This is a genomic window from Microbacterium esteraromaticum (genome assembly GCF_014084045.1).
Classification (GTDB): domain Bacteria; phylum Actinomycetota; class Actinomycetes; order Actinomycetales; family Microbacteriaceae; genus Microbacterium; species Microbacterium esteraromaticum_D.
This window is the reverse complement of the sequence record NZ_CP043732.1, coordinates 396393-417349: the sequence shown is the minus strand read 5'-3', so window position 1 is coordinate 417349 and position 20957 is coordinate 396393. Positions and strand designations below refer to the sequence as shown.

Annotated in this window: 21 protein-coding genes and 1 tRNA gene; 13 read left to right on the top strand and 9 right to left on the bottom strand. The window is 68.5% G+C overall.

Annotated features, from left to right (window positions below; all coding sequences use genetic code 11):
- Positions 1 to 164: 164 nt before the first annotated feature.
- Positions 165 to 596 (top strand): 50S ribosomal protein L11, encoded by a 432-nt coding sequence (gene rplK, locus FVO59_RS02030; RefSeq protein ID WP_182254141.1) that lies wholly within the window; start codon positions 165 to 167, stop codon positions 594 to 596.
- A gap of 11 nt (positions 597 to 607) precedes the next feature.
- Positions 608 to 1297 (top strand): 50S ribosomal protein L1, encoded by a 690-nt coding sequence (gene rplA, locus FVO59_RS02025; RefSeq protein WP_182254139.1) that lies wholly within the window; start codon positions 608 to 610, stop codon positions 1295 to 1297.
- A gap of 126 nt (positions 1298 to 1423) precedes the next feature.
- On the opposite strand, the gene FVO59_RS02020 is transcribed toward rplA, so the two are convergent.
- The gene (locus FVO59_RS02020; RefSeq protein WP_182254137.1) at positions 1424 to 2089 is read right to left on the bottom strand and encodes a LysE/ArgO family amino acid transporter; all 666 of its coding nucleotides are present in this window, start codon (positions 2087 to 2089) and stop codon (positions 1424 to 1426) included.
- Positions 2090 to 2162: 73 nt separating this feature from the next.
- Here FVO59_RS02020 and FVO59_RS02015 point away from each other — a divergent pair, with 73 nt between their 5' ends.
- Entirely contained in the window at positions 2163 to 3038 is an 876-nt protein-coding gene (locus FVO59_RS02015) for a LysR family transcriptional regulator ArgP (RefSeq protein ID WP_182256429.1), read from the top strand.
- Between the two features lie 43 nt (positions 3039 to 3081).
- On the opposite strand, the gene FVO59_RS02010 is transcribed toward FVO59_RS02015, so the two are convergent.
- Positions 3082 to 3759, bottom strand: a complete 678-nt coding sequence (locus FVO59_RS02010; RefSeq protein ID WP_182254135.1) for a YqaJ viral recombinase family protein — start codon at positions 3757 to 3759, stop codon at positions 3082 to 3084.
- Positions 3760 to 4024: 265 nt separating this feature from the next.
- Here FVO59_RS02010 and FVO59_RS02005 point away from each other — a divergent pair, with 265 nt between their 5' ends.
- The 3 genes from FVO59_RS02005 (at position 4025) to rplL (ending at position 6279) form a co-directional block, all read left to right on the top strand.
- Positions 4025 to 5008, top strand: coding sequence for a hypothetical protein (locus FVO59_RS02005; RefSeq protein WP_182254133.1), 984 nt, complete (start codon positions 4025 to 4027; stop codon positions 5006 to 5008).
- Between the two features lie 349 nt (positions 5009 to 5357).
- Positions 5358 to 5846, top strand: coding sequence for a 50S ribosomal protein L10 (gene rplJ, locus FVO59_RS02000; RefSeq protein ID WP_182254131.1), 489 nt, complete (start codon positions 5358 to 5360; stop codon positions 5844 to 5846).
- Between the two features lie 49 nt (positions 5847 to 5895).
- On the top strand, positions 5896 to 6279 hold the full coding sequence (gene rplL, locus FVO59_RS01995; protein WP_182254129.1) for a 50S ribosomal protein L7/L12: 384 nt from the start codon (positions 5896 to 5898) through the stop codon (positions 6277 to 6279).
- A gap of 82 nt (positions 6280 to 6361) precedes the next feature.
- Here the strand turns inward: rplL and FVO59_RS01990 are convergent, their stop codons facing one another.
- Entirely contained in the window at positions 6362 to 7369 is a 1008-nt protein-coding gene (locus FVO59_RS01990) for a LacI family DNA-binding transcriptional regulator (protein ID WP_182254127.1), read from the bottom strand.
- Positions 7370 to 7618: 249 nt separating this feature from the next.
- Between FVO59_RS01990 and FVO59_RS01985 the strand changes: the two genes are divergently transcribed.
- From FVO59_RS01985 to FVO59_RS01965, 5 genes are all read left to right on the top strand, one after another.
- Positions 7619 to 8953, top strand: a complete 1335-nt coding sequence (locus FVO59_RS01985; protein WP_182254124.1) for an ABC transporter substrate-binding protein — start codon at positions 7619 to 7621, stop codon at positions 8951 to 8953.
- A 90-nt stretch (positions 8954 to 9043) separates the two neighbouring features.
- Positions 9044 to 10384: a carbohydrate ABC transporter permease gene (locus FVO59_RS01980; RefSeq protein WP_182254122.1), complete on the top strand. Its 1341-nt coding sequence runs from the start codon at positions 9044 to 9046 to the stop codon at positions 10382 to 10384.
- Entirely contained in the window at positions 10384 to 11352 is a 969-nt protein-coding gene (locus tag FVO59_RS01975; protein ID WP_182254120.1) for a carbohydrate ABC transporter permease, read from the top strand. The genes FVO59_RS01980 and FVO59_RS01975 overlap by 1 nt, the downstream gene beginning before the upstream one ends.
- Before the next feature lie 51 nt (positions 11353 to 11403).
- Positions 11404 to 12069: a phosphatase PAP2 family protein gene (locus FVO59_RS01970; protein ID WP_182254118.1), complete on the top strand. Its 666-nt coding sequence runs from the start codon at positions 11404 to 11406 to the stop codon at positions 12067 to 12069.
- Positions 12044 to 12646: a GNAT family N-acetyltransferase gene (locus FVO59_RS01965; protein ID WP_182254116.1), complete on the top strand. Its 603-nt coding sequence runs from the start codon at positions 12044 to 12046 to the stop codon at positions 12644 to 12646. The genes FVO59_RS01970 and FVO59_RS01965 overlap by 26 nt, the downstream gene beginning before the upstream one ends.
- A gap of 208 nt (positions 12647 to 12854) precedes the next feature.
- Here FVO59_RS01965 and FVO59_RS01960 read toward each other — a convergent pair.
- Positions 12855 to 12942, bottom strand: a tRNA-Ser gene (locus FVO59_RS01960).
- A 19-nt stretch (positions 12943 to 12961) separates the two neighbouring features.
- Positions 12962 to 13360: a DUF4406 domain-containing protein gene (locus FVO59_RS01955; RefSeq protein ID WP_182254114.1), complete on the bottom strand. Its 399-nt coding sequence runs from the start codon at positions 13358 to 13360 to the stop codon at positions 12962 to 12964.
- A 67-nt stretch (positions 13361 to 13427) separates the two neighbouring features.
- Here FVO59_RS01955 and FVO59_RS01950 point away from each other — a divergent pair, with 67 nt between their 5' ends.
- The gene (locus FVO59_RS01950; RefSeq protein WP_182254112.1) at positions 13428 to 14156 is read left to right on the top strand and encodes a DeoR/GlpR family DNA-binding transcription regulator; all 729 of its coding nucleotides are present in this window, start codon (positions 13428 to 13430) and stop codon (positions 14154 to 14156) included.
- Positions 14157 to 14165: 9 nt separating this feature from the next.
- The gene (gene trhO / locus FVO59_RS01945) at positions 14166 to 15068 is read left to right on the top strand and encodes an oxygen-dependent tRNA uridine(34) hydroxylase TrhO (protein ID WP_182254110.1); all 903 of its coding nucleotides are present in this window, start codon (positions 14166 to 14168) and stop codon (positions 15066 to 15068) included.
- A 7-nt stretch (positions 15069 to 15075) separates the two neighbouring features.
- Here trhO and FVO59_RS01940 read toward each other — a convergent pair whose 3' ends face one another.
- The 4 genes from FVO59_RS01940 to FVO59_RS01925 all read right to left on the bottom strand — a co-directional run bounded on the left by FVO59_RS01940 (position 15076) and on the right by FVO59_RS01925 (position 20956).
- Complete coding sequence (locus FVO59_RS01940) at positions 15076 to 17262, bottom strand: transglutaminaseTgpA domain-containing protein (RefSeq protein WP_182254108.1); 2187 nt, start codon at positions 17260 to 17262, stop codon at positions 15076 to 15078.
- Positions 17255 to 18439: a DUF58 domain-containing protein gene (locus FVO59_RS01935; RefSeq protein ID WP_182254106.1), complete on the bottom strand. Its 1185-nt coding sequence runs from the start codon at positions 18437 to 18439 to the stop codon at positions 17255 to 17257. Before FVO59_RS01935 ends, FVO59_RS01940 begins: the two co-directional genes overlap by 8 nt.
- 5 nt (positions 18440 to 18444) lie before the next feature.
- Positions 18445 to 19422 (bottom strand): AAA family ATPase, encoded by a 978-nt coding sequence (locus FVO59_RS01930; protein ID WP_182254104.1) that lies wholly within the window; start codon positions 19420 to 19422, stop codon positions 18445 to 18447.
- Between the two features lie 296 nt (positions 19423 to 19718).
- Positions 19719 to 20956, bottom strand: a protein-coding gene (locus FVO59_RS01925) for an IS3 family transposase (RefSeq protein WP_182254102.1) whose coding sequence is annotated in 2 segments (ribosomal slippage) — positions 19719 to 20671 and positions 20671 to 20956 — 1239 coding nt in all. Because the reading frame shifts where the segments join, the coding sequence is not laid out codon by codon here.
- Position 20957 lies beyond the last annotated feature (1 nt).

Genomic DNA, 20957 nt, shown 5'->3' with positions numbered 1-20957 from the left:
CGCTCAGCGTCAGCACAGCGCCCCGCCGGCTCCGTCCGGCGGGGCGTTCTGCATGCGGTAGACTGTTGTGGTTTGCGCGCGAGCGCAGACACCACCGCGCCCCGGAGATGCCGGGGAGGCGGGAGAGGGATGCCCTGGGCATCCGCTCGATGAAAGGAAAGAGAATGGCACCTAAGAAGAAGGTGACCGGCCTGATCAAGCTTCAGATCAACGCCGGTGCAGCCAACCCGGCGCCGCCGATCGGCCCCGCGCTCGGTCAGCACGGCGTCAACATCATGGAGTTCTGCAAGGCGTACAACGCCGCGACCGAGTCGCAGCGCGGCAACGTCATCCCCGTGGAGATCACCGTCTACGAGGACCGCAGCTTCACGTTCATCCTGAAGACCCCGCCGGCAGCCGAGCTGATCAAGAAGGCCGCCGGTGTCGCGAAGGCCTCGGCCACCCCGCACACCGTCAAGGTCGGCAAGATCACCAAGGACCAGGTCCGTCAGATCGCCGAGACCAAGCAGGCTGACCTGAACGCGAACGACATCGACGCCGCATCGAAGATCATCGAGGGCACCGCGCGCTCGATGGGCATCACGGTCGAGGGCTGAGGGAGATAACAATGGCTACCAAGTCCAAGGCATACCAGGCTGCCCTCGCCAAGATCGAGGCAGACCGCTTCTACACCCCGACCGAGGCCGTCGCCCTCGCGAAGGAGACCGGTTCGGCGAAGTTCGACTCGACCGTCGAGGTCGCGCTCAAGCTCTCGGTCGACCCCCGCAAGGCTGACCAGATGGTGCGCGGCACCGTCATGCTGCCGCACGGCACGGGCAAGACCGCTCGCGTCATCGTGTTCGCGAACGGTGCCGCCGCTGAGGCCGCCATCGCCGCAGGCGCAGACGAGGTCGGCGGCGCCGAGCTCATCGAGAAGGTCGCCGGCGGCTGGACCGACTTCGACGCAGCCGTCTCGACCCCCGAGCTCATGGGCCAGGTCGGTCGTCTGGGCAAGGTGCTCGGCCCCCGTGGCCTCATGCCCAACCCCAAGACCGGCACCGTGACCCCCAACCCGGCCAAGGCCGTCGAGGAGATCAAGGGCGGAAAGATCGAGTTCCGCGTCGACAAGCACGCCAACGTGCACTTCATCGTCGGCAAGGCCTCGTTCACCGCTGAGCAGCTGAACGAGAACATCGGCGCCGCTCTCGAAGAGATCGTCCGCCTCAAGCCGTCGAGCTCGAAGGGCCGCTACATCCAGAAGGGCGCCGTGTCGACCACGTTCGGCCCCGGCATCCCGCTGGACGTCAACGCCATCTGAGACTGACCGACTGCATCAAGGCCCCCGCCGGTTCGCCGGCGGGGGCCTTCTGCGTCCCGCCGGCGGCGCGGGGCGGTCTCTCCGCGGCGGAGCCGGGTCGGCCGGCCAGCCGCGCGGCGGAGCCGGTCAGCCGGCCATCACTGGCAGCACGAGCGACACGGCGAGGGTGAGCATGACCAGCGCGATGACGGCGTCGAGCACACGCCACGAACGCTCGGTGCGCAGCCAGCGGCCCACGTAGCGGGCACCGAATCCGAGCGCGGTGAACCATACGATGCTCGCGACGATGGCTCCCGCGGCGAACAGCCAGCGGTTCTCGCCGTGAGTGGCGGCGATCGAGCCCAGCATGAGCACGGTGTCGAGATACACGTGCGGGTTGAGCCAGGTGAGCGCGAGCGTCGTCAGGATCACGGGCGCGAGTCGCGTGCCGGCTCGGGTGAGCGTCGCGGTGCCCGCTCCGGTCGATGACGTCGCGTCAGAGGCATCCGTCGTCTCGACGCTGAGTGCCTCGCCGCCCCGCCAGGCGCGGCGCGCGGCCATCACGGCGTAGACGAACAGGAAGGCGGCACCGGCCCAGCGAGCCACGGTGACGAGCCAGGGGGCGGCCGATACCAGGTAACCGAGCCCTGCCACGCCGGCGACGATCAGCAGCGCGTCCGAGACGGCGCAGATGATGACGACCCAGAGCACGTGCTCGCGTCTGATGCCCTGGCGGAGCACGAACACGTTCTGAGCTCCGATGGCGACGATGAGCGAGAGGCCGAGGCCGAGACCGGCGAGAAGGGTGAGCATGCAGATCACGCTATGTCCGTCGTGATGATGAGCACCAGCGATGATCTCTTCTGAACCATTAGCATTGCTTATGATGCGGATCGATCCTGAGCTCGCCGCCACCGTGGCGGCCGTCGCCGACGAGGGCACCCTCGAGGCGGGTTCCCGGCGCCTGCGGATCACCCCGTCTGCGGTGAGTCAGCGCCTCAAGCTGCTCGAGCAGCAGCTGGGTCGAGTGCTCGTCGTGCGCACCAAGCCGGTGCGTCTCACCGCGGCGGGCGAGGCGGTCGTCAGGCTGGCCCGACAGATCGCCCTGCTCGAACACGACGCGCTGGGCAGCCTCGGGCTGGATGAAGAGGGGGCGCGCATCAGCATCCCGCTTGCGGTCAACGCCGACTCGATGGCGACCTGGTTCCTGCAGCCGCTGGCGCGGATGTCGGCTGAGCGGGCGATCGACTTCGACCTGCACCGCGACGACCAGAACTTCACCGCCCGGCTGCTCGAGTCGGGCACGGTGATGGCGGCGGTGACGAGTGAGGAGACGCCGGTGGCCGGATGCTCGTCCTCCCCGCTCGGCGTGCTGGAATACCGTGCGATGGCCGAGCGTGGCTTCGCCGACCGCTGGTTCGGCCGCGGCGTCACCCCCGATGCGCTCGCCCTTGCACCCTTCGTCGACTTCGATCGCCGCGACACGCTGCAGCATGAGTGGCTGCGCGCGAACGGCGTCAGCCCCGAAGGGGTGCCTCGTCACTACGTGCCCGCCTCGCATGACTACGCACGCGCCGTCGAGCTCGGGCTCGGCTGGGGGATGGTGCCCGTGCTGCAGGATGCGGGTGTGCTCGTGCCCCTCGGCGGGCCGACGCTGCGCGTGGGTCTGCACTGGCAGCAGTGGAACCTGCGTTCACGGCTGCTCGACGAGATCGCGGCCGAGGTCGCGGCAGAGGCGGCGCGGGTGCTCGCCCCGGTGTGACGGGTGCTCGCCCTGGGGTGCTCGGTCGGTGCCGGGCTCCTGGTCACTCCGAGAGTGCGAGGGCGCGGAACATGTCGCGTTCACGCAGCGCGTTGCGGCGGCTCGGCGCGAGAGGCGCGCGCGAGGGAGGCGTCTGACCCGTGGTCCGGCGGTAGAGCTCGTCGATCAGGCGGGTCGCGAGACCGACCAGCTGGTCGATCTCCTTCTCGTCGCGGTCGATCCACACCGAGCGGGGCTCGTCGTGGATGGGATTGAAGTCGTCATGCTCTTCCCAGACGAACAGCGTGCGCTCGGCGCCGAGCACGTGCTGCTGCCACCACACCTGCCGCAGGTACGTGCGCGGAATCGTGCGCCACGACTTGTTGGTGGTCTTGATCTCGGCGAGCAGCACGCGGCCCTCGCCGTCGACGCAGATCCCGTCGGGAGTAGCAAGGTGGCGCTTCTCGACCTCGGCGTGGAACAGCGCTGACGACGGCAGGATGCCGTGCGTCGCAGCGACCCAGGCTGCGATCTCCGGCTCGCGACGGCGACCGTGATCGGTGTAGGCGTTGCCGCCGAACCGCGGACCGGCTCCGAGCTTGGCATCCGCCGCGCGTGCGATCGAGGCCTCGCCGGACAGCCCAGCGACGTCGGTCGCCGTGATCCCGCGTGCCCGTGCCCGAAGCCAGGCGACCCGATCGCGGGAGTCCGCGAGGATGCGAGCGTGGAGTTCGGGAGTCACCTCAGAAGCCTAACTCCCGCCCCCGCGCGTCCCCCGCTCACACGCCGCGCCCCGGCACCCCGGGGCACCCCCCTTCGTCTTCGCCCCGGTTCGGCTACCCCGCCCCTGCTCAGCTGCGTAAGCGAACGGGGGCGAAGTAGGTCAGCGGGGGCGGGAGCGAGTGGCTTGCGTTCAGTCGTCCTCCACAATCGCGGATTCGGTGCCAGATCGCGGTACGGCTGTGGGCAGACCGAGGGCGGATGCGGCGAGCGACCAGGATCGGTGGATGCCGAAGAGCATCGACATCGCAGGAGCTCGCGCTCTCATCACCACTCGAGCGGAGCTCCGCTCTCGCGGCCATTCCGAGCGCGAGATCGAGCACCTGGTGACCGACGGCGTGCTCCGCCGAGTGCGCAACAACCGATACGTGGAGGGTGACGCATGGGCATCCCTGTGGAATGAAGGCCGCCACCTCGTGGAGGTGGTGGCGACCCAGCTCAACTCCGCGGCGCCCGGGCCGGTCTTCTGGGGTGCTTCGGCTGCGGTGCTGCATGGCCTGCCTCTGTACAGGCTCGCGCCGAAGCGCGTGCATGCGGCGATCATGACCGCGCGTCACGGAAGGACGGCCGCCGGAGTGATGTGGCATCGTGTGCCGATCGACGCCGTTGACATCGTCGAACGCGACGGAATCCGCTGCACCTCGCTCGAGCGCACGGTGCTCGATCTCGCGTGCACGAGCGCGGCGACCGTTGCGCTGTCGGCCGCGGACGCCGCTCTGCGAAGCGTCGCGGTGTCAGGGCAGGTACAGGACGCAGACATCACCCGGGACTGGAAGGAGCAGATGTTGGCGCGTGCCGAGCGTCCCCGCCGTCCCGGTATCAGGGGTGCGAGGGAGATCCTGAGCGTCGCGGACGGACGTGCGCAGTTGCCGGGCGAGAGCGTGAGTCGGCTGCATCTGCTGAGCCTCGGCTTCAGCGCCCCTGCGCTCCAGGTGCACGTCGTGGGCTCGGCCGGACAGAACTACTGGCTCGATTTCGGGTTTCGACGGTCACGGTGTTTCGGAGAGTTCGACGGTCAGGGCAAGTACCTCGACGACAGCATTCGAGGGCGAAGAAGCGCCGACGAGGTCGTCATCGCCGAGAAGCGGCGTGAAGACGACATCCGGGGCGTCACCGGATGGCGCATCGTCCGCTGGGGCTCGGAGGACATTACGAGCGCGTCGGCTCTCGGCGCGAAGCTGGCATCGTTCGGCATCCGCCCACCCGGGTGATCGCTTGTCGTCCTCGCCCCCGTTCAGCTACCCCGCCCCTGCTCACTTACGTGAACCAACGGGGGCGAGGTAGCTCAACAGGGGCAAGGACGGAGTCGACGCCGGTGGTGCACAGGGCGGGGATTTGGGTGGGGGAGCGGGATGCCGTAGAGTATCGGTAACCGAAGACCGCCGGTCATCGTCGTGCGCGCAAGCGCGAGGCGATCGAAGCACTGCTCAGCAGGGGCCCGCGCAGGTGTGCGAATTCTTTTGAAGCTCCGTGCGCTTGCGCCGGAGCTTCTCTCATGTGGTGGGTGGTCGAGGTCGACGTCCCGCATCCGCGTGGCGTCCGTACACGTAAGGAGTGACCATGGCGCAGAAGGATGCAACGGTTGCCGAGCTCACGAAGTCTTTCGAGAACTCGAACGCCGTCCTGCTGACCGAGTACCGCGGTCTGACGGTTGCCCAGCTCAAGGAGCTGCGCACGGCTATCCGTCAGGACGCGGAGTACGCCGTGGTGAAGAACACGCTGACCAAGATCGCCGCGAACAACGCGGGGATCACGACGCTTGACGACGGCTTCAAGGGCCCGTCGGCTGTGGCGTTCGTGCACGGTGACTTCGTCGCCACTGCCAAGGCTCTTCGTGACTTCGCCAAGGCCAACCCGCTTCTCGTGATCAAGGGCGGCGTCTTCGAGGGCAAGACCCTCGACGCCGACGAGGTCAACAAGTACGCCTCGCTCGAGAGCCGTGAGGTTCTGCTGGCGAAGGCAGCGGGCATGATGAAGGCGACGATGGGCAAGGCTGCGGCCACCATCGACGCGCTTCGCGAAAAGCTGGAGACCGCAGAGGCCGCGTGAGCGTCCGGCGATTTCCTCACACAAACCCCATTCATTAGGAGAAAACATCATGGCGAAGCTCACCACTGAGGAGCTGCTGGAGCAGTTTGCTGGTCTCACCCTTGTCGAGCTCAGCGAGTTCGTGAAGGCGTTCGAGGAGAAGTTCGACGTCACCGCTGCCGCCCCCGTCGCCGTTGCCGGCGCTGCCGGTGGCGCTGGCGAGGCCGCTGCCGAGGAGGAGAAGGACTCGTTCGACGTCATCCTCGAGGCTGCCGGCGACAAGAAGATCCAGGTCATCAAGACCGTCCGCGAGCTCACCTCGCTGGGCCTCGGCGAGGCCAAGGCCGTCGTCGACGGTGCTCCGAAGGCCGTCCTCGAGGGCGCCAACAAGGAGACCGCAGACAAGGCGAAGGAGGCCCTGGAGGCCGCCGGCGCCACGGTCACCCTCAAGTAATCACGCGTCACCGCCTACAGAAGGCCCCCGGTTCCGACCGGGGGCCTTCTGCCGTTCACGGGGCCGGTCTCGATTCAGGGCGCTATGCGCGCGGCACCGCGGTCGACGCGCGCACGACCAGCTCCGATGCCAGCGCCTGATGCTCAGCAGGTGCGTCAGGGGCATCCATCCGCCGGCGCAGCAGCTCGACCGCGGCCAGCCCCTGCATCCTCGGCTGCTGGCGCACGGTCGTCAGCGCGAACATCTCGGCGTGTGCATGATCGTCGATCCCGACGACGCTGAGCTCGGCCGGCACAGACAGGCCGAGCCGTCTGGCGGCGATGATGCCGCCGATCGCGGCCTCGTCGCAGACGGCGACGAAAGCTGTCGGCCTGTTCTGCCTGTCGCCGAGCATCCGCACGCCGGCCTCGTAGCCGCCTGGCGTCGTCGACTCCCCGACCGCATGACGGATCTCGGCGTGCAGCGATGCCGTCGTCATCGCGGCGCGGTAGCCGCGCAGGCGCTGCTCGTCGCCGTATGCATGCGTCGCGGCATCCTCGCGCCCGCCGAGGAAGGCGATGTCGCGGTGCCCGAGGTCGATCAGATGCTCGGTCGCGATGCGAGCCGCCGCCTCGTCGTCGATCGACACGGCGCTGTTGTCCTCGCGGTAGGCGCCGATGCTCACGAGCGGCGACCCGACCTGCATGAGCGTCTCCAGCTCATGGGTGCTGGGCTGGATGCCGACAGCGATGATCCCGTCCAGGCGTCGGCGGGGCAGCACGTCCGAGAAGAGCCGCGCCCGCTCGTCCGACCCCTCCTGGGTGCCATAGAGGACGAGATCCTGCCCGGCATCGAGCAGGCCCTGCTGGATGCCCGCGAGCAGCTCGGCGAAGAACCAGCGATCGAGTGCCGGAATGATCACGCCCACCGAAAGCGATCGGCCGGTGGCGAGGCTCGTGGCGGAGGAGTGGGCGACGTAGTGCAGTTCGCGAGCGGCCGCGCGCACTCTCTCCCTGGTCTCGTTCGACACGTATCCGCCGCCGCTGAGCGCACGGCTCGCCGTGGCCTTGGAGACGCCGGCTCGTGCGGCGACGTCGGCGATCGTGCTCATGGGGTTCCTCCGGGGGTGGGCCTGGTCAGCGTATCGAGATCGAGCGTGGAAGGGAACCGGTTCCACAGGTTAGGCTGTGGGAGCGCTCCCACACGCGGGGTCACGGCTGCACAACGGTTGTGTGATTGTCTCCGCGTGGCATTGTGCCGGGGCGCCCGGGGCAAGTAGGTTGTCCTGGAATCGGTTCCTCAACGTTGCGGAATTCTCCGCCGAAAGAGGTCCGGAACACCCTGGAAGAGGAGAAAACACATGGCTCTGTCACAGCGATACCGCCTGCTTGCTCCCCTCGCCCTGGTCGGAGCGACAGCAATCGCCCTGACCGGTTGCGCGGAGGCCACCCCCGGAGAGGGAGGTGGTGATGGCGATGTGAAGGGCGCGACCGTGCGCATCTCCGGTGGCATCACCGGCACGGAGGCAGACGACCTCAACGAGAGCTTCGCCGCCTTCGAGAAGGAGACCGGCATCAAGGTCGAGTACACCGGCGACAAGAGCTTCGAGGGCAACATCGTCACCAAGGTGACCGGTGGCGACGCCCCCGACATCGCCGTCGTGCCGCAGCCGGGTCTGCTCAAGACGCTCGTCGAGACCGGGAAGGTCGTCGAGGCACCGGAGAGCGTCTCGAAGGCCGTCGACGAGAACTGGTCGGAGGACTGGAAGGCCTACGGCACGTTCGACGACACGTTCTACGCCGCGCCGATGCTCGCGAATCTGAAGGGCTACGTCTGGTACTCGCCCGCCAAGTTCAAGGAGTGGGGCGTCGAGGTTCCCAAGACGTGGGACGAGATGATCGCTCTCACCGACACCATCAAGGAGAAGTCGGGCCAGGCGCCCTGGTGCGCAGGCTTCGCGTCGGGCGACGCGTCGGGCTGGCCCGGAACCGACTGGATCGAGGACCTCGTGCTGCGCCAGGCAGGTCCTGACGTCTACGACGACTGGGTGGCCGGCGACGTGAAGTTCACCGACCCCGAGATCAAGGAGGCGTTCGACGCAGTCGGCTCGATCATCCTCAACCCCGACTACGTGAACGCCGGCTTCGGCGACGTGAAGAGCATCAACTCGACCGCGTTCGCCGACGTCGCCGCCAAGGTCGCCGACGGCAGCTGCGCGCTGACCCACCAGGCATCGTTCCTCTCGGCCAACTTCCTCGACGTGAAGAACGCCGCAGGCGAGACGCCCGAGGTCGGCCCCGAGGGCGACGTGTACGCCTTCATCACCCCCGGCATCACCGAGGGCGAGCTGCAGGTCGAGGGTGGCGGCGAGTTCGTCGCAGCCTTCAACGACGACGCGGCCACCGTCGAGGTGCTCGAGTTCATGGCATCCCCCGAGTTCGCCGACGCGCGCGTCGAGCTGGGCGGCGTGATCTCTGCCAACAAGAACGCCGACGCGAGCCTGGCGAGCAGCGAGTTCCTCCAGGAGGCCATGGGCATCCTGCAGGACGACTCGACCGTCTTCCGCTTCGACGCGTCCGACCTGATGCCGTCCACGGTGGGCTCCGGCTCGTTCTGGAAGGGCATGGTCGACTGGGTCGACGGCAAGGCGACCGACCAGGTCCTGAGCGACATCCAGGCAGGTTACGAGAACTAGCCGGCAGCGCTAGTCTGAGCGCAATCCGCTGGTGAAAGCGGGGTCGGGCAGAGATGCCCGACCCCGCATCCGTACTCAGAAGGGGATTTCATGTCACTGCTGACAGTCGACGAAAAGGACACGGCGGAACTGCCGAAGACGACGCACGGAGTGGATGCCAAGGGGCGCCGGATCACGCAGATCGTGGTCACCGTCGGCTTCCTCGCCGTCGCCGCGATGCTGTTCCTGCTCATCATCTCGGCACCGGTCGAAGACCCTGCGCGCATCGCGCTGGGTCCGGTGTCGCTGAACAACTTCTTCCTGTGGATGGGCGCACTGCACCCGCTGGTGCAGATCCCCGTCGTGCTGCTCGTGTTCGGGCTCGTCGTCGGCATCGTGCTCGTGCTGATCGAGTACGCCCCGCGTCCGGGCAGGGGCTACTTCATCATGCGACTCGTCGCATGCCTCGTCATTCCCGTGCTGGCGCTGATGCTGCTGCGCCCGTACGCGAACGCCGTGCTCTACGTCGTCGCGATCGCGCTGCTCTCGGGTGCGCTGCTCTTCTTCGCCGACTACCGCTCGCGGCAGGGCGCCGGGTACCTGTTCCAGCTCATCCTCTTCATGGCTCCGGCGGCGATCATGCTGCTGCTCGGCCTGATCTACCCGGCGATCTCGACGTTCATCAAGTCGTTCTTCGACAAGACGGGTGACGAGTTCGTCGGATTCGAGAACTACGTCTGGGTGTTCACCAACCCGGTCGGCACCTGGTCGGTGATCAACACCCTGATCTGGGCCCTGCTCGCCCCCACGATCTCGGTCGCCTTCGGCCTCGCCTACGCCGTGTTCATCGACCGCGCTCGCGGCGAGAAGATCCTGAAGGTGCTGGTGTTCATGCCCGTCGCGATCTCGTTCGTCGGCGCCGGCATCATCTGGAAGTTCATGTACGACTACCGGCAGGGCGAGCAGATCGGTCTGCTCAACGCCATCGTGACGATGTTCGGCGGCGACCCGGTGAGCTGGCTCGCGGTCAAGCCCCTGATCAATACCCTCATGCTGCTGGTCGTCTTCATCTGGACGCAGACCGGTTTCGCGATGGTGATCCTCTCGGCCGCGATCAAGGCCGTTCCCACCGAGCAGCTGGAGGCCGCCGAGCTCGACGGCACGAACGCGTGGCAGCGATTCTGGAACGTCACGGTGCCAGGCATCCGGTCGTCGCTGATCGTCGTGCTGACGACGATCACGATCGCCTCGCTGAAGGTCTACGACATCGTCGCGGTGATGACAGGCGGCCGCGACGACACCACCGTTCTCGGCTTCGAGATGGTCAACCAGCAGCAGCGCTTCCAGAGCTACGGGCACTCCTCGGCGCTCGCCGTGGTGCTGTTCCTCTTCGTGCTGCCCCTGATCATCTACAACGCCCGTTCACTGTCGAAGCAGAGGGAGATCCGCTGATGAGCGCCACTGAAGCCATCGTCCGCGACACGCGCACCAAGCGCCAGGTCGCACGCGACACCCGACGCAACGAGGCCATCGCCCACAAGAAGCTCACCTCGAAGGGCGCCACGATCGCCGCGGCCATCATCGCGGTGTTCTGGACGATCCCCACGTTCGGTCTGTTCGTCACCTCGTTCCGCCCAGGCGCCGACACGCAGTCGACGGGGTGGTGGACGGCCTTCACCAACCCCGAGTTCACGTTCTCGAACTACGTCGAGGCGCTCAACGCCGGCGGCACGTCGACGACCCTGGCGACGGCGTTCGTGAACTCCCTCGCGATCACGATCCCTGCCACGGTCTTCCCGATCGTCATCGCCGCGCTCGCCGCGTACGCGTTCGCGTGGATCGACTTCAAGGGCCGCAACATGCTGTTCGTGTTCGTGTTCGCGCTGCAGATCGTGCCGCTGCAGATGGCCCTGGTGCCGCTGCTGAGCCTGTTCTCGGAGGGGCTCACGATCAACGGCGTGATGATCTTCCCGGGCCTCACGCTCAACGACGTCGAGTTCAGCTTCGCCCGGGTGTGGATCGCGCACGCGATCTTCGCTCTTCCCCTGGCGACGTTCATGCTGCACAACTTCATCGCGGAGATCCCGGGCGACATCGTCGAGGCCGCCCGCGTCGACGGCGCAGGGCACGGGCAGGTGTTCTTCCGCATCATCCTTCCGCTGGCGATGCCGGCGATCGCCTCGTTCGCCATCTTCCAGTTCCTCTGGGTGTGGAACGACCTGCTGGTCGCGACGATCTTCGCCTCGCCGGGCGCGCTTCCGATCACCCAGGCGCTGAACTCGCTGTCCGGCACCTGGGGCAACCGCTGGTTCCTGCAGTCGGCGGGTACCTTCATCTCGATCATCGTCCCGCTGATCGTGTTCTTCGCTCTGCAGCGCTTCTTCGTCCGCGGACTGCTCGCGGGCGCGACGAAGGGGTGATCCTCGGCGAGGCCCGCCGCGTGCGGGCCTCGCTCGGGGCACGATGAGACGATGAGACGCCGCACCCTCCTCTTCGCCGGCAGCGCGATGCTCACCTTCGCCGCGCTTCTCGGCGTGCTCGTGGTGCTCTTGCCACGCGGTGCGACGAGCGGGCTCGACGTCTTCTGGAACGACCTCATGTCGCAGGTCCGTCAGGACTGGATGCTGTCGGCCGCCTACCTGCTGAACTGGATCGGCGGAGGCTGGGTGGCGATCGTCCTGGTGCCTCTGCTCGTCGTGCTGCTGCTCGTGCTGCTGCGGCGATGGCGGGCCGCCGTGTTCGCGGCGATGGCGTTCGGCGTCAGTGCAGGGCTCACGCAGCTGCTGAAGGAGATCTTCGCCAGGGCGCGGCCAGACGACATGCTCGTGACCTCGGACTTCGGATCATTCCCCTCAGGGCATACGTCGAATGCGGCGACCATCGCGATGGTGCTCTGGCTGGTCTTCCCCCGTGTGTGGATGGCTGTCGCCGGGGTCGTGTGGGTGGTGGCGATGGCGCTGTCGCGCACCATCCTCGCCGTGCACTGGATCACCGACACCCTCGGCGGTGCGCTGGTCGGCGCGTCGGCTGCGCTGATCGTCGGCGCCTTCGTCCTGACCTGGGCGTCACTAGGCTGGACGACGACCGCAGAACCGGCATCGAGGAGCCACCGTGACGCAGATCCGCCCCTATCGTGACGCCGACCGCGACGCGCTGTACGAGATCTGCGTGAAGACGGCGGATGCCGGCGGCGACGCCACCGGCATCTTCACCGACGACCGTCTGTGGGGCGACGTCTTCGCCGCGCCGTATGCGGTGCGGCATCCCGATCTCGCGTGGGTGGTGGAGTCGGATGACGGCCGCACGATCGGCTACGTCGTCGCGACGGACGACACGGATGCCTTCGAGCAGTGGTTCCGTGAGGAGTGGTGGCCATCGAAGCAGGGCCTGTACCCCCTCTCGGGCGCCGCCGAGCCGACCAGGCAGGACGGCATCATCGGCTACGCGAGCCGTCGCGCACCGGGCAGCGAGAAGCACGCGGCGCAGTATCCGGCGCACCTGCACATCGACCTGCTGCCCGAGACGCAGGGGCAGGGCCTCGGCCGGCGACTGATCGACACGCTCTTCGCCGAGCTCACGCGCCGCGGTGTGCCCGGCCTTCACCTCGGCATGAATCCGACGAACACCGGAGCAGGCGCGTTCTACGAGCGTCTCGGCATGCACCGGCTCGGATCCGGCCCCGAGACGACCATGTACGGCATCCGGTTCGACTGATCGCCCGGCGGGATCCCCGTGGGGCGGGTGACGGCGGGATTCGATCCCTCGACGCCACTCCACGCGGCGCGAGTGTGCGGGCGGGTTCGGGTTGGGTGGAAGGGCGCCGCGTGGAGCCTCGGGCGTCGTAGGGCCCTGGGGTGGCGAAGTGCCAACCGTCATCGGAAGAAGCCCTGAGGCCCACACTTCGTGCGGGCCTCAGGGCTTCTGGCGGTGACGGCGGGATTCGAACCCGCGGTTGCTTGCACAACACACGCTTTCCAAGCGTGCTCCTTCGGCCGCTCGGACACGTCACCAGGAAACAACCTGTCCATCCTATCCGATCGGCGACGGTGCCTCGGTACGCTCCTCGGCACGCTCAGCCGAGGGGATCTCGTCGACCGAGTGGTAGACGGGCAGCCCGCGCTCGCGTGCGAGTCGCACGTCGTTGTCGGCGCCGGCGGACTCTCCCGGCAGGCGGAGCACCGCGTCGCAGTGCATCAGCAGCCGATCGGCGGTCTGGTACATGACATCCGTCTCGGCGGCCTCCTCCGGAGAGAGTCCGCGAAGCACCGGGAGTGCGACCCATTCGCCGATCATCGGCACGTGGCCTCGGCGATGGATCGGAGCGGCGGCCTGCTCAAGCCGCTCGAGGTTGGCGGCGATCGCGTCGGGGTCGCCCCCGGTTCCCGAGCGGTAGGGGCCTGCGATGAGAATGAGAAGTGGTCTGTCCATGGGGGACAGCGTAGCGTGAAACATGCAGAAACGTGCAACAATGGAGAAGAACGGGAAAGGGTAGACCATGCTGAGTGCCCAACGACGCGAGCACCTGCTGGCTCTGCTCGCGGCCGAAGGCCGGGTCGTGGCGAAGTCGGTCGCCGCTGAACTCGGCATCTCCGAAGACTCGATCCGCCGCGACCTGCGAGAGCTCGCAGAGGCGGGGCTGTGCATCCGCGTCTACGGCGGAGCCCTGCCCGTGCCGCTCGCCGATGCGCCCGTGCAGCGCCGCCTCGGCGTCGCTGTCGACAGCAAGCACCGCGTCGCACAGGCGGCCGCCGCGCTGATCCGCCCCGGGATGACCGTCATCCTCGACGCCGGCACGACGGCGCTCGCGATGGCGGCGATGCTGCCTGACGACATCACTCTCATCACGCCCAGTCCGGCGGTGGCGGTCGCGGCGCTGGATTCGACGAAGGCCCGAGTCGTGATGATCGGCGGCGAACTGAGCCGCCACTCCGCGGTCGCCGGCGGTGGACTGGCCCACGAGGCCATCGCCCGGATCGCGGCGGATGCCTTCTTCCTCGGCGTCACGGGCATCCATCCCGACCACGGGCTCACCACCGGTGAGCTCGACGACGCCGTCACCAAACGCGCGCTCGCGGCGCGCAGCGCTGACACCTACGTGCTCGGCAGCGCCGAGAAGATCGGCGCCGCCTCGCGCTTCCCGGTGGTCGGGCTCGACGAGATCACCGGCATCGTGGTCGATCCGCACGATCAGAACCCGCTGATCGCCCAGCTGCCCACGGCCTAGAATCTCCTGGTGCCCACCCCCAAGATCGTGCTGTTCTACGCCTTCGCCCCGCTCGCGGATCCGGAGGCGGTGCGGCTGTGGCAGCGCGACCTGGGCGAAGCGCTCAAGCTGCGCGGGCGGATCATCATCTCCGCGCACGGGATCAACGGCACTCTCGGCGGTGACCTGCCCGCCGTGAAGAAGTGGCTGCGCCGGTTCCGCGACTATCCCGCATTCAAGAACGCCGACGTCAAGTGGAGCGAGGGCACGGCCATCGACGCCGACGGGTACAGTGCCGACTTCCCGAAGCTGAGCGTGAAGGTGCGCGACGAGATCGTGTCGTTCGGGGCGCCCGACGAGCTCGAGGTCGACGAGCACGGAGTCGTCGGCGGAGGCACCAGGCTCGACCCAGAGCAGCTGCACGCCCTCGTCGCCGAGCGCGGAGAGGATGTGGTGTTCTTCGACGGGCGAAACGCGCTCGAGGCAGAGATCGGCCGGTTCCGCGGTGCCGTCGTGCCCGATACGGACACCACCCGCGACTTCGTCCGCCTGCTCGACGAAGGCGTCTACGACGATCTCAAGGGCAAGCCCGTGGTCACCTACTGCACCGGCGGCATCCGCTGCGAGGTGCTGTCGAGCCTGATGGTGTCGCGGGGATTCGGCGAGGTGTACCAGCTCGACGGGGGCATCGTCCGCTACGGCGAGAAGTACGGTGACGACGGTCTGTGGGAAGGCTCTCTCTACGTCTTCGACAAGCGAGGATCCGTCGATTTCAGCGACCACACCGCGGTGATCGGCACGTGTGCGGGATGCGGGGCCGCCACCAGCCGCACCGCGAACTGCCCTGACGCGTCGTGCCGTCGGCAGTTCGTCGTCTGCGACGACTGCGATGCGGTGCCGTGTGCGGATCACGCCGGGAGCGCGCTGGGCTGAACGGGCGTCACCGTCGCAGCAGCGATGCCGGCAGCAGCCAGGCCAGCATGCGCCGGCGCCCGCTGACGCTCGCTTCGAGATCGCCGATGACCCGGCGCAGCGACGCGCCGAGGTCGACCTCTTCTGGCGGGAGCTCGGCATAGCTTCGCCGCTCGACCGCGTCGACCAGCAGGCGCAGCGCCTCGGGATCGGCCCCACGAGTCGTGGCGAGCATCTGGGCTCGCGTTCGTGCGGTGTCTGATGTGTGCAGCGGGAGGCGCAGGTCGACCATCGTGTCGGCCACCTCACGCCACGCCGCGATCGCGTCGCCGCGCCTCGACCGGCCGATCCGCAGCATCCGTCGCAGCGCGCGGCCCAGCCCGGGCATCAGCAGCACGAGCAGGATGCCGGCGGTGACCAGCACCACAGGCGTCGGGTTGAGCCTGGGCAGCGCACCGCCGACTCCGGCACCAGGGTCTTCTGCGCTGCGGTCGGGACCGCCGGTCGCTGATGCGGAGGGCGCCGAGGTGGGCGTGGGAGAAGCGGACGGAGCATCCGGGCCGTCGTCGCCGCCCGCGCCCGCCTCGGAGACGAAGTCGGTGGGCGTGCCGAGCGTCGCGGTCGGCTCGAAGGGCACCCAGCCGATGCCCTGGAAGTACACCTCGGGCCAGGAGTGCAGCTTGTCGCTCGTGACCGTGTAGACGCGGTCTTCACCGCGTGTCTGATCGGTCGAGGTGCCAGGCAGGTAGCCGACGACGATGCGCACCGGCATGTCGAGAGACTGCGCCATCAGCGCGAAGGCCCCCGCGAAGTGGATGCAGTATCCGCTGCGCACCTCGAGGAACGTCGCCACCGCGTCGGCGCCGGTGCCGTCGAAGCCCTCCTCGACGGGGGCGTCGAGCGAGTACGAGAACTCCGACCGGAACCAGTCCTGCAGAGCGAGCAGCCGATCGTAGTCGCTCTCTGCCCCGGCGGTGACTTCGCGCGCAAGGTCGCCGATCACCTCGGGAAGGTCTTCAGCGGGCGCTGCGACGAACTCGGCTCCGCCTGCCGATGTGGCGCGGATCTGCTCGAGGCTGGGCGCGGGGGTTGCGGTCTGCACGGTGTAGTCGGCCCCGGCGGCATCGTTCGTCGAGCTGATGACCGTGCGGTTCAGCGGCATGGCCTGCCAGCCCCGTGGCAGCCCGCTGATCTGCTCGGCGGCATAGGGCACCGGCAGCCGTGAGCTGGACATGCCCACCACCCTGATCGAGACCTCGTGTTCGATCGTCTCGATGGGGTCGCCCCAGGGGCGGGCGCCGAAGCCGTCCTCGACGGGGTTGCGGTCGGAGCGATCGGGACGCCAGATCTCGCCGTCGAAGCGGGAGAGGGTCGCGAGGCGCAGGTAGGGCGGAGCGGATGCCGAGGTGACGAGGGTCAGCGCCTCCGTCTCGTTCGGACGACGCAGGTCGTCGCCGAGCCGCAGATCGGCGCTGACGGTCGTCAGCTGCCCGGTCCCGCCGACGGGAGTCGTCAGGGGCAGCGTGGGGGCGACGACGACGGTGGCCGCGATCGCGGCGGCGCCGATGAGGCCGGCGGCGACGAAGGGGGAGTGGCGGATCGCGTCGCGGTCGTGCCTGGCGCCGAACCGGAGCACGACGAGGATCATCACGGCCTGCAGCACGAACCACACGAGGTTCACCGAGCCGAAGGTGATCAGCATCGGCACCGCCCCGACCACAGACGTGAACAGCACAGTGAGCACCACCAGGCGCTGCGAGAGCAGATGATCGACGAGAAGCGCGACCAGCGTGAAGGCCAGGCCCATGGCCGAGGTCATCGACACCGTCGCCTCGATCGGCGCGACGCCGTTCGAGATCTCGTCGACGGCACGCTGCAGGCGCAGACCCGTCAGCTCGAGGCTCGCCGCAGTCGGCACGAAGCCGAACTCGGCCGTCTCGCTCGCCAGCAGATTGGTCAGGACGAGGCTGAGCACGCCCAGCTGGAGCAGCAGGGTGAGCAGAGACCGGATGCCCTCGCGCATCCGCCGGAGCATCCGCCGCCCCGCCATGCCCGTAACCGCCGTCGTGGCGATGACGGCCACGACCACGAACGTCCACGCGCCGGGCTGGATCACCCCGGTGTACGGCCACATCGCCACGAGTGCGGCGACCGCGGCGAGCACTCCCGGCCCCGCGATGCCGGGGCGGGGAACGGTGCCGCGCGCCTCAGCCACGGGGCGCCTTCGCCTGGGGAATCGCCGACTCCCACACCTCCGCCGGGTCGGCTGCGGTGTCGAGCCTCGCCACGTTCCAGCCGTGCTCGGCGGCGACGGCCAGCGCATCGCGGCTCGCTCCCGCCGCGATCAGCATCGGCGCCGCGGCGCCCGCCGTGCTCAGCCGCACGGCATCGTCGGCCTGGATCGCCCCGGTGATCACGACGAGCGGGCCGGGAGGCGTGCCGCCGACGATGGCGCGCAGGTCGCGCGGCTCGCCGCGCGGGATCACCGTGGCCAATGCCACCATCAGCCCGTCGCGGTCGTCTTCATGCCCGCGCAGAGCGCCGAGCAGGGCGCCCGAGCTGTCGAACACGTCGACGCTGTAGCCGTCCTGCACGAAGCGAAGCGCGGCCGAGGCGCACAGCGACACGGCCGCCTCGAAGGCCGGATCGGGGGTGTCGCCGGGGCGGGCCCAGCGCGACGCCGCACGGTCGAGCACCACGACCGCGTCGGGGCTGGCCTCTTCCTCCTCCTGCCTGACCATCAGCGAGCCTCGGTGCGCGGTCGCGCGCCAGTGGATGCGCCGGCGTGAGTCGCCAGACAGATATGCGCGGGGGATGAGGTTGTCAGCGCCCTGCCCGATGCGCGTCGACCGGGTCTGCGCCGCACCGCCGGCAGCCCCCACCCTGGTCGGAAGGGGCGAGAGGGCGAAGACCTGCGGCACGACGGTGATCATGCGGGTCTCGCCGAAGGCCTGCACACGCTGCGCCAGGCCGAACGGGTCGACCGTGCGCAGCAGCAGAGGGCCGAGAGTCGCGGTGCCCCTGCGCACTCCCTCGAGGTCGTAGTGCAGCAGCCTGGTCTCGCCCGGGTACTCGCCGACGGCGTCGCCTCGCACAGCGTCGGGCAGGGTGTCGCGCCAGCGACCCCGCGGGACGCCGGGCGCGTACAGCTCGAAGCGCACGGTGACCTTCGACGTCTCTCCGACTGCGAGCAGGTCGGTGGAGATCTGCCGCCACACCTCCCCGCGGCGCCGTGGCGCCCTGACGACCAGCAGCGAGATGAGCGGCAGCAGCAGGAGCAGCACGCCGATGTACAGAAGGGGGCGGGCGGCGAGAACGTTGGCGGCCACGCACAGCAGGCCGCCGAGCACCAGGCAGGCGGCTCCTCTGGCTGTCAGCGGTCGCGTGCGCATGGCGCTCAGACGCGCGCGGCGAACGGCACGGGAACCCGCGACACGATCTGGCGAAGAGCGGCCTCGACCGGCTGCGCACCCGCGCGGTGCACGCCGCGAGCGGCCAGCAGCCGGTGCGCGAAGACGGGGATCACCAGATCGGCGAGGTCGTCTGGCACGACGTAGTCGCGGCCGTCGAGCGCCGCCACGACCTTCGCGGCACGGACGAGCTGCAGGGTGGCGCGGGGGCTTGCTCCGAGGTGCAGGCTCGGGTCCTGCCGGGTGGCCTGCGCGAGGGCGACGGCGTACTCCTCGAGCGATTCGGCGACGTGCACGCGCCGGGCCCACGAGATCAGCGCGCGTACGGTCGCGGCGTCGGTGACCGGGGCGATGGCCGAGAGCGGGTTGGCGACATCGCGCTGGCGCAGCATGAGGGTCTCGGCCGCGGCATCCGGATACCCCATCGAGATGCGCATCATGAAGCGGTCGCGCTGGGCCTCGGGCAGCGGGTAGGTGCCCTCCATCTCGAGCGGGTTCTGCGTCGCGACGACGAGGAACGGCTGGGGCAGGTGATGGCTCGAGCCGTCGACCGTGACCTGGTGCTCCTCCATGGCCTCGAGCAGCGCCGACTGGGTCTTCGGCGAGGCGCGGTTGATCTCGTCTGCGATGACGATGTGCGCGAAGATCGCGCCGCGTTTGAACTCGAACTCGCGCTCGACGGGGTCGTACACCGCCACGCCGGTGACGTCGCCCGGCAGGAGGTCGGGGGTGAACTGGATGCGCCGCACCGTGGCATCGACGCTTGCGGCCAGCGCGCGCGCGAGCATCGTCTTGCCGACGCCTGGCACGTCTTCGATGAGCAGATGTCCCTCGGCGAGCAGGCAGACCAGGGCGCTTCGCACCGCCTCGGGCTTGCCGTCGATGACAGACGACACCGACGCGGCGATGCGAGACGTGTGCTGAGCGAACTGCTCGGCGGTGAGCGACGGTGCGTTCTCTTGCATGCGGGTCCCCTCGGCGCGACGGTGCGTCTGATGATCGTAACCCGGGTGGATGGGGCGATAGGCGCTACGAGAGAGTCTGGATTCAGCGCGGATCGAGGCCGAGTGGCAGTCGCATGCGGCGTACGAGCCTGAGGACGGCGTTCGCCTCCGAACGTGGAGGCGAGCCAGAGGGTTCACCCGGTCTTCAGTTGCACCTCGATCATGTGTACGGAGTCGACGAACGGAATCCAGCCGATGCCGACGCCCCGAACCCCGAGTAGTCGATCAGCTCAACTGAATCGGCCTGACTTTCGTTCCTATCGGGAGCCTTGTTCGGCAGGTGCCGGATTGGCTGATTCCAGGTCAGCGTAATACGCCTGTTCGACCTCGATCGGGGTGCGCATGTCGAGCTCGCCGTGGAGCCGCTGGTTGTTCCACCACCACACCCACTCGAGAGTCGCGAGTTCGACCTGCTCGACGGTCCGCCACGGGCCGCGCTGGCGGATCAGCTCGGTCTTATAGAGGTTGTTCACCGCCTCCGCCATCGCGTTATCGAACGAATCGCCCACCGTTCCCGTCGACGGAACGGCGCCGAGCTCGACGATCCGCTCGGTGTAGACCATCGCGGTGTAGTTCGACCCGTGGTCCGCGTGATGGATCAGCCCGGTGAGATCGCCGCCGGCGCCCCACGCGGCCATGTCCAGCGTCTGCATCGGCAAGATCTCGGACCGCAACGTGGCGGCGACGTTCCAGCCGACGATGCGGCGGGAGTAGACGTCAGTGACGAACGCGACATACGCGAACCCGGACCACGTCGCCACGTAGGTCACATCGCAGACCCAGAGACGGCGAGGTGCCGGCGCGGTGAAGCGCCTGTTCACGAGATCGGCCGGCAGCGCCGCCGTCTTGTCGGAGCGCGTCGTGAACACCCGCTTCGACTTCCTCACACCACGGACCCCGGCCCGGCGCATGAGCCGTTCGGTCTGGTCGCGGCCGATGTCCCATCCTTGGCGGCGCATCAGCGCATGCATCTTCCGGCGCCCGTAGACGCCGTAGTTCTCCGTGTGCAGCCTGGCGACTTCCGGGACGAGCAACTCGTCCCGGAGGCGTCTGGCCGACGGTAGGCGTCGTTTCGCGGCACGATATCCGCGAGAGGTGATGAACCCACGAACTGTCGCGCGCAGCACACGGCAGATGGCCTCGACCCCGAATTGATCCCGATGCTTGTCGATGAAGCGGATCATCTCGTCGTGGGGCGGTCGAGTTCCTTGGCGAAAAACACACTCGCCGCCCTGAGGATCTCGTTGGCGCGCCGCAACTCGGCGACCTCGCGACGCAGCCGCGCGTTCTCTTCGGCAACGTCGCTGGGCACCCCGGGCCGCTGACCAGCATCGACCTCGCGGCGGCGATGCCACACCCGCAACGTCTCCGCGCTCATCCCGAGCAGGCCCGCGACGTGACGGACGGCGGTCATGAGGTTGGGATGATCCGGCTTGGCCTCATCGAGCATCCGCAGCGCGCGCTCACGCATCTCGGGCGAGTACTTCTGATTCATC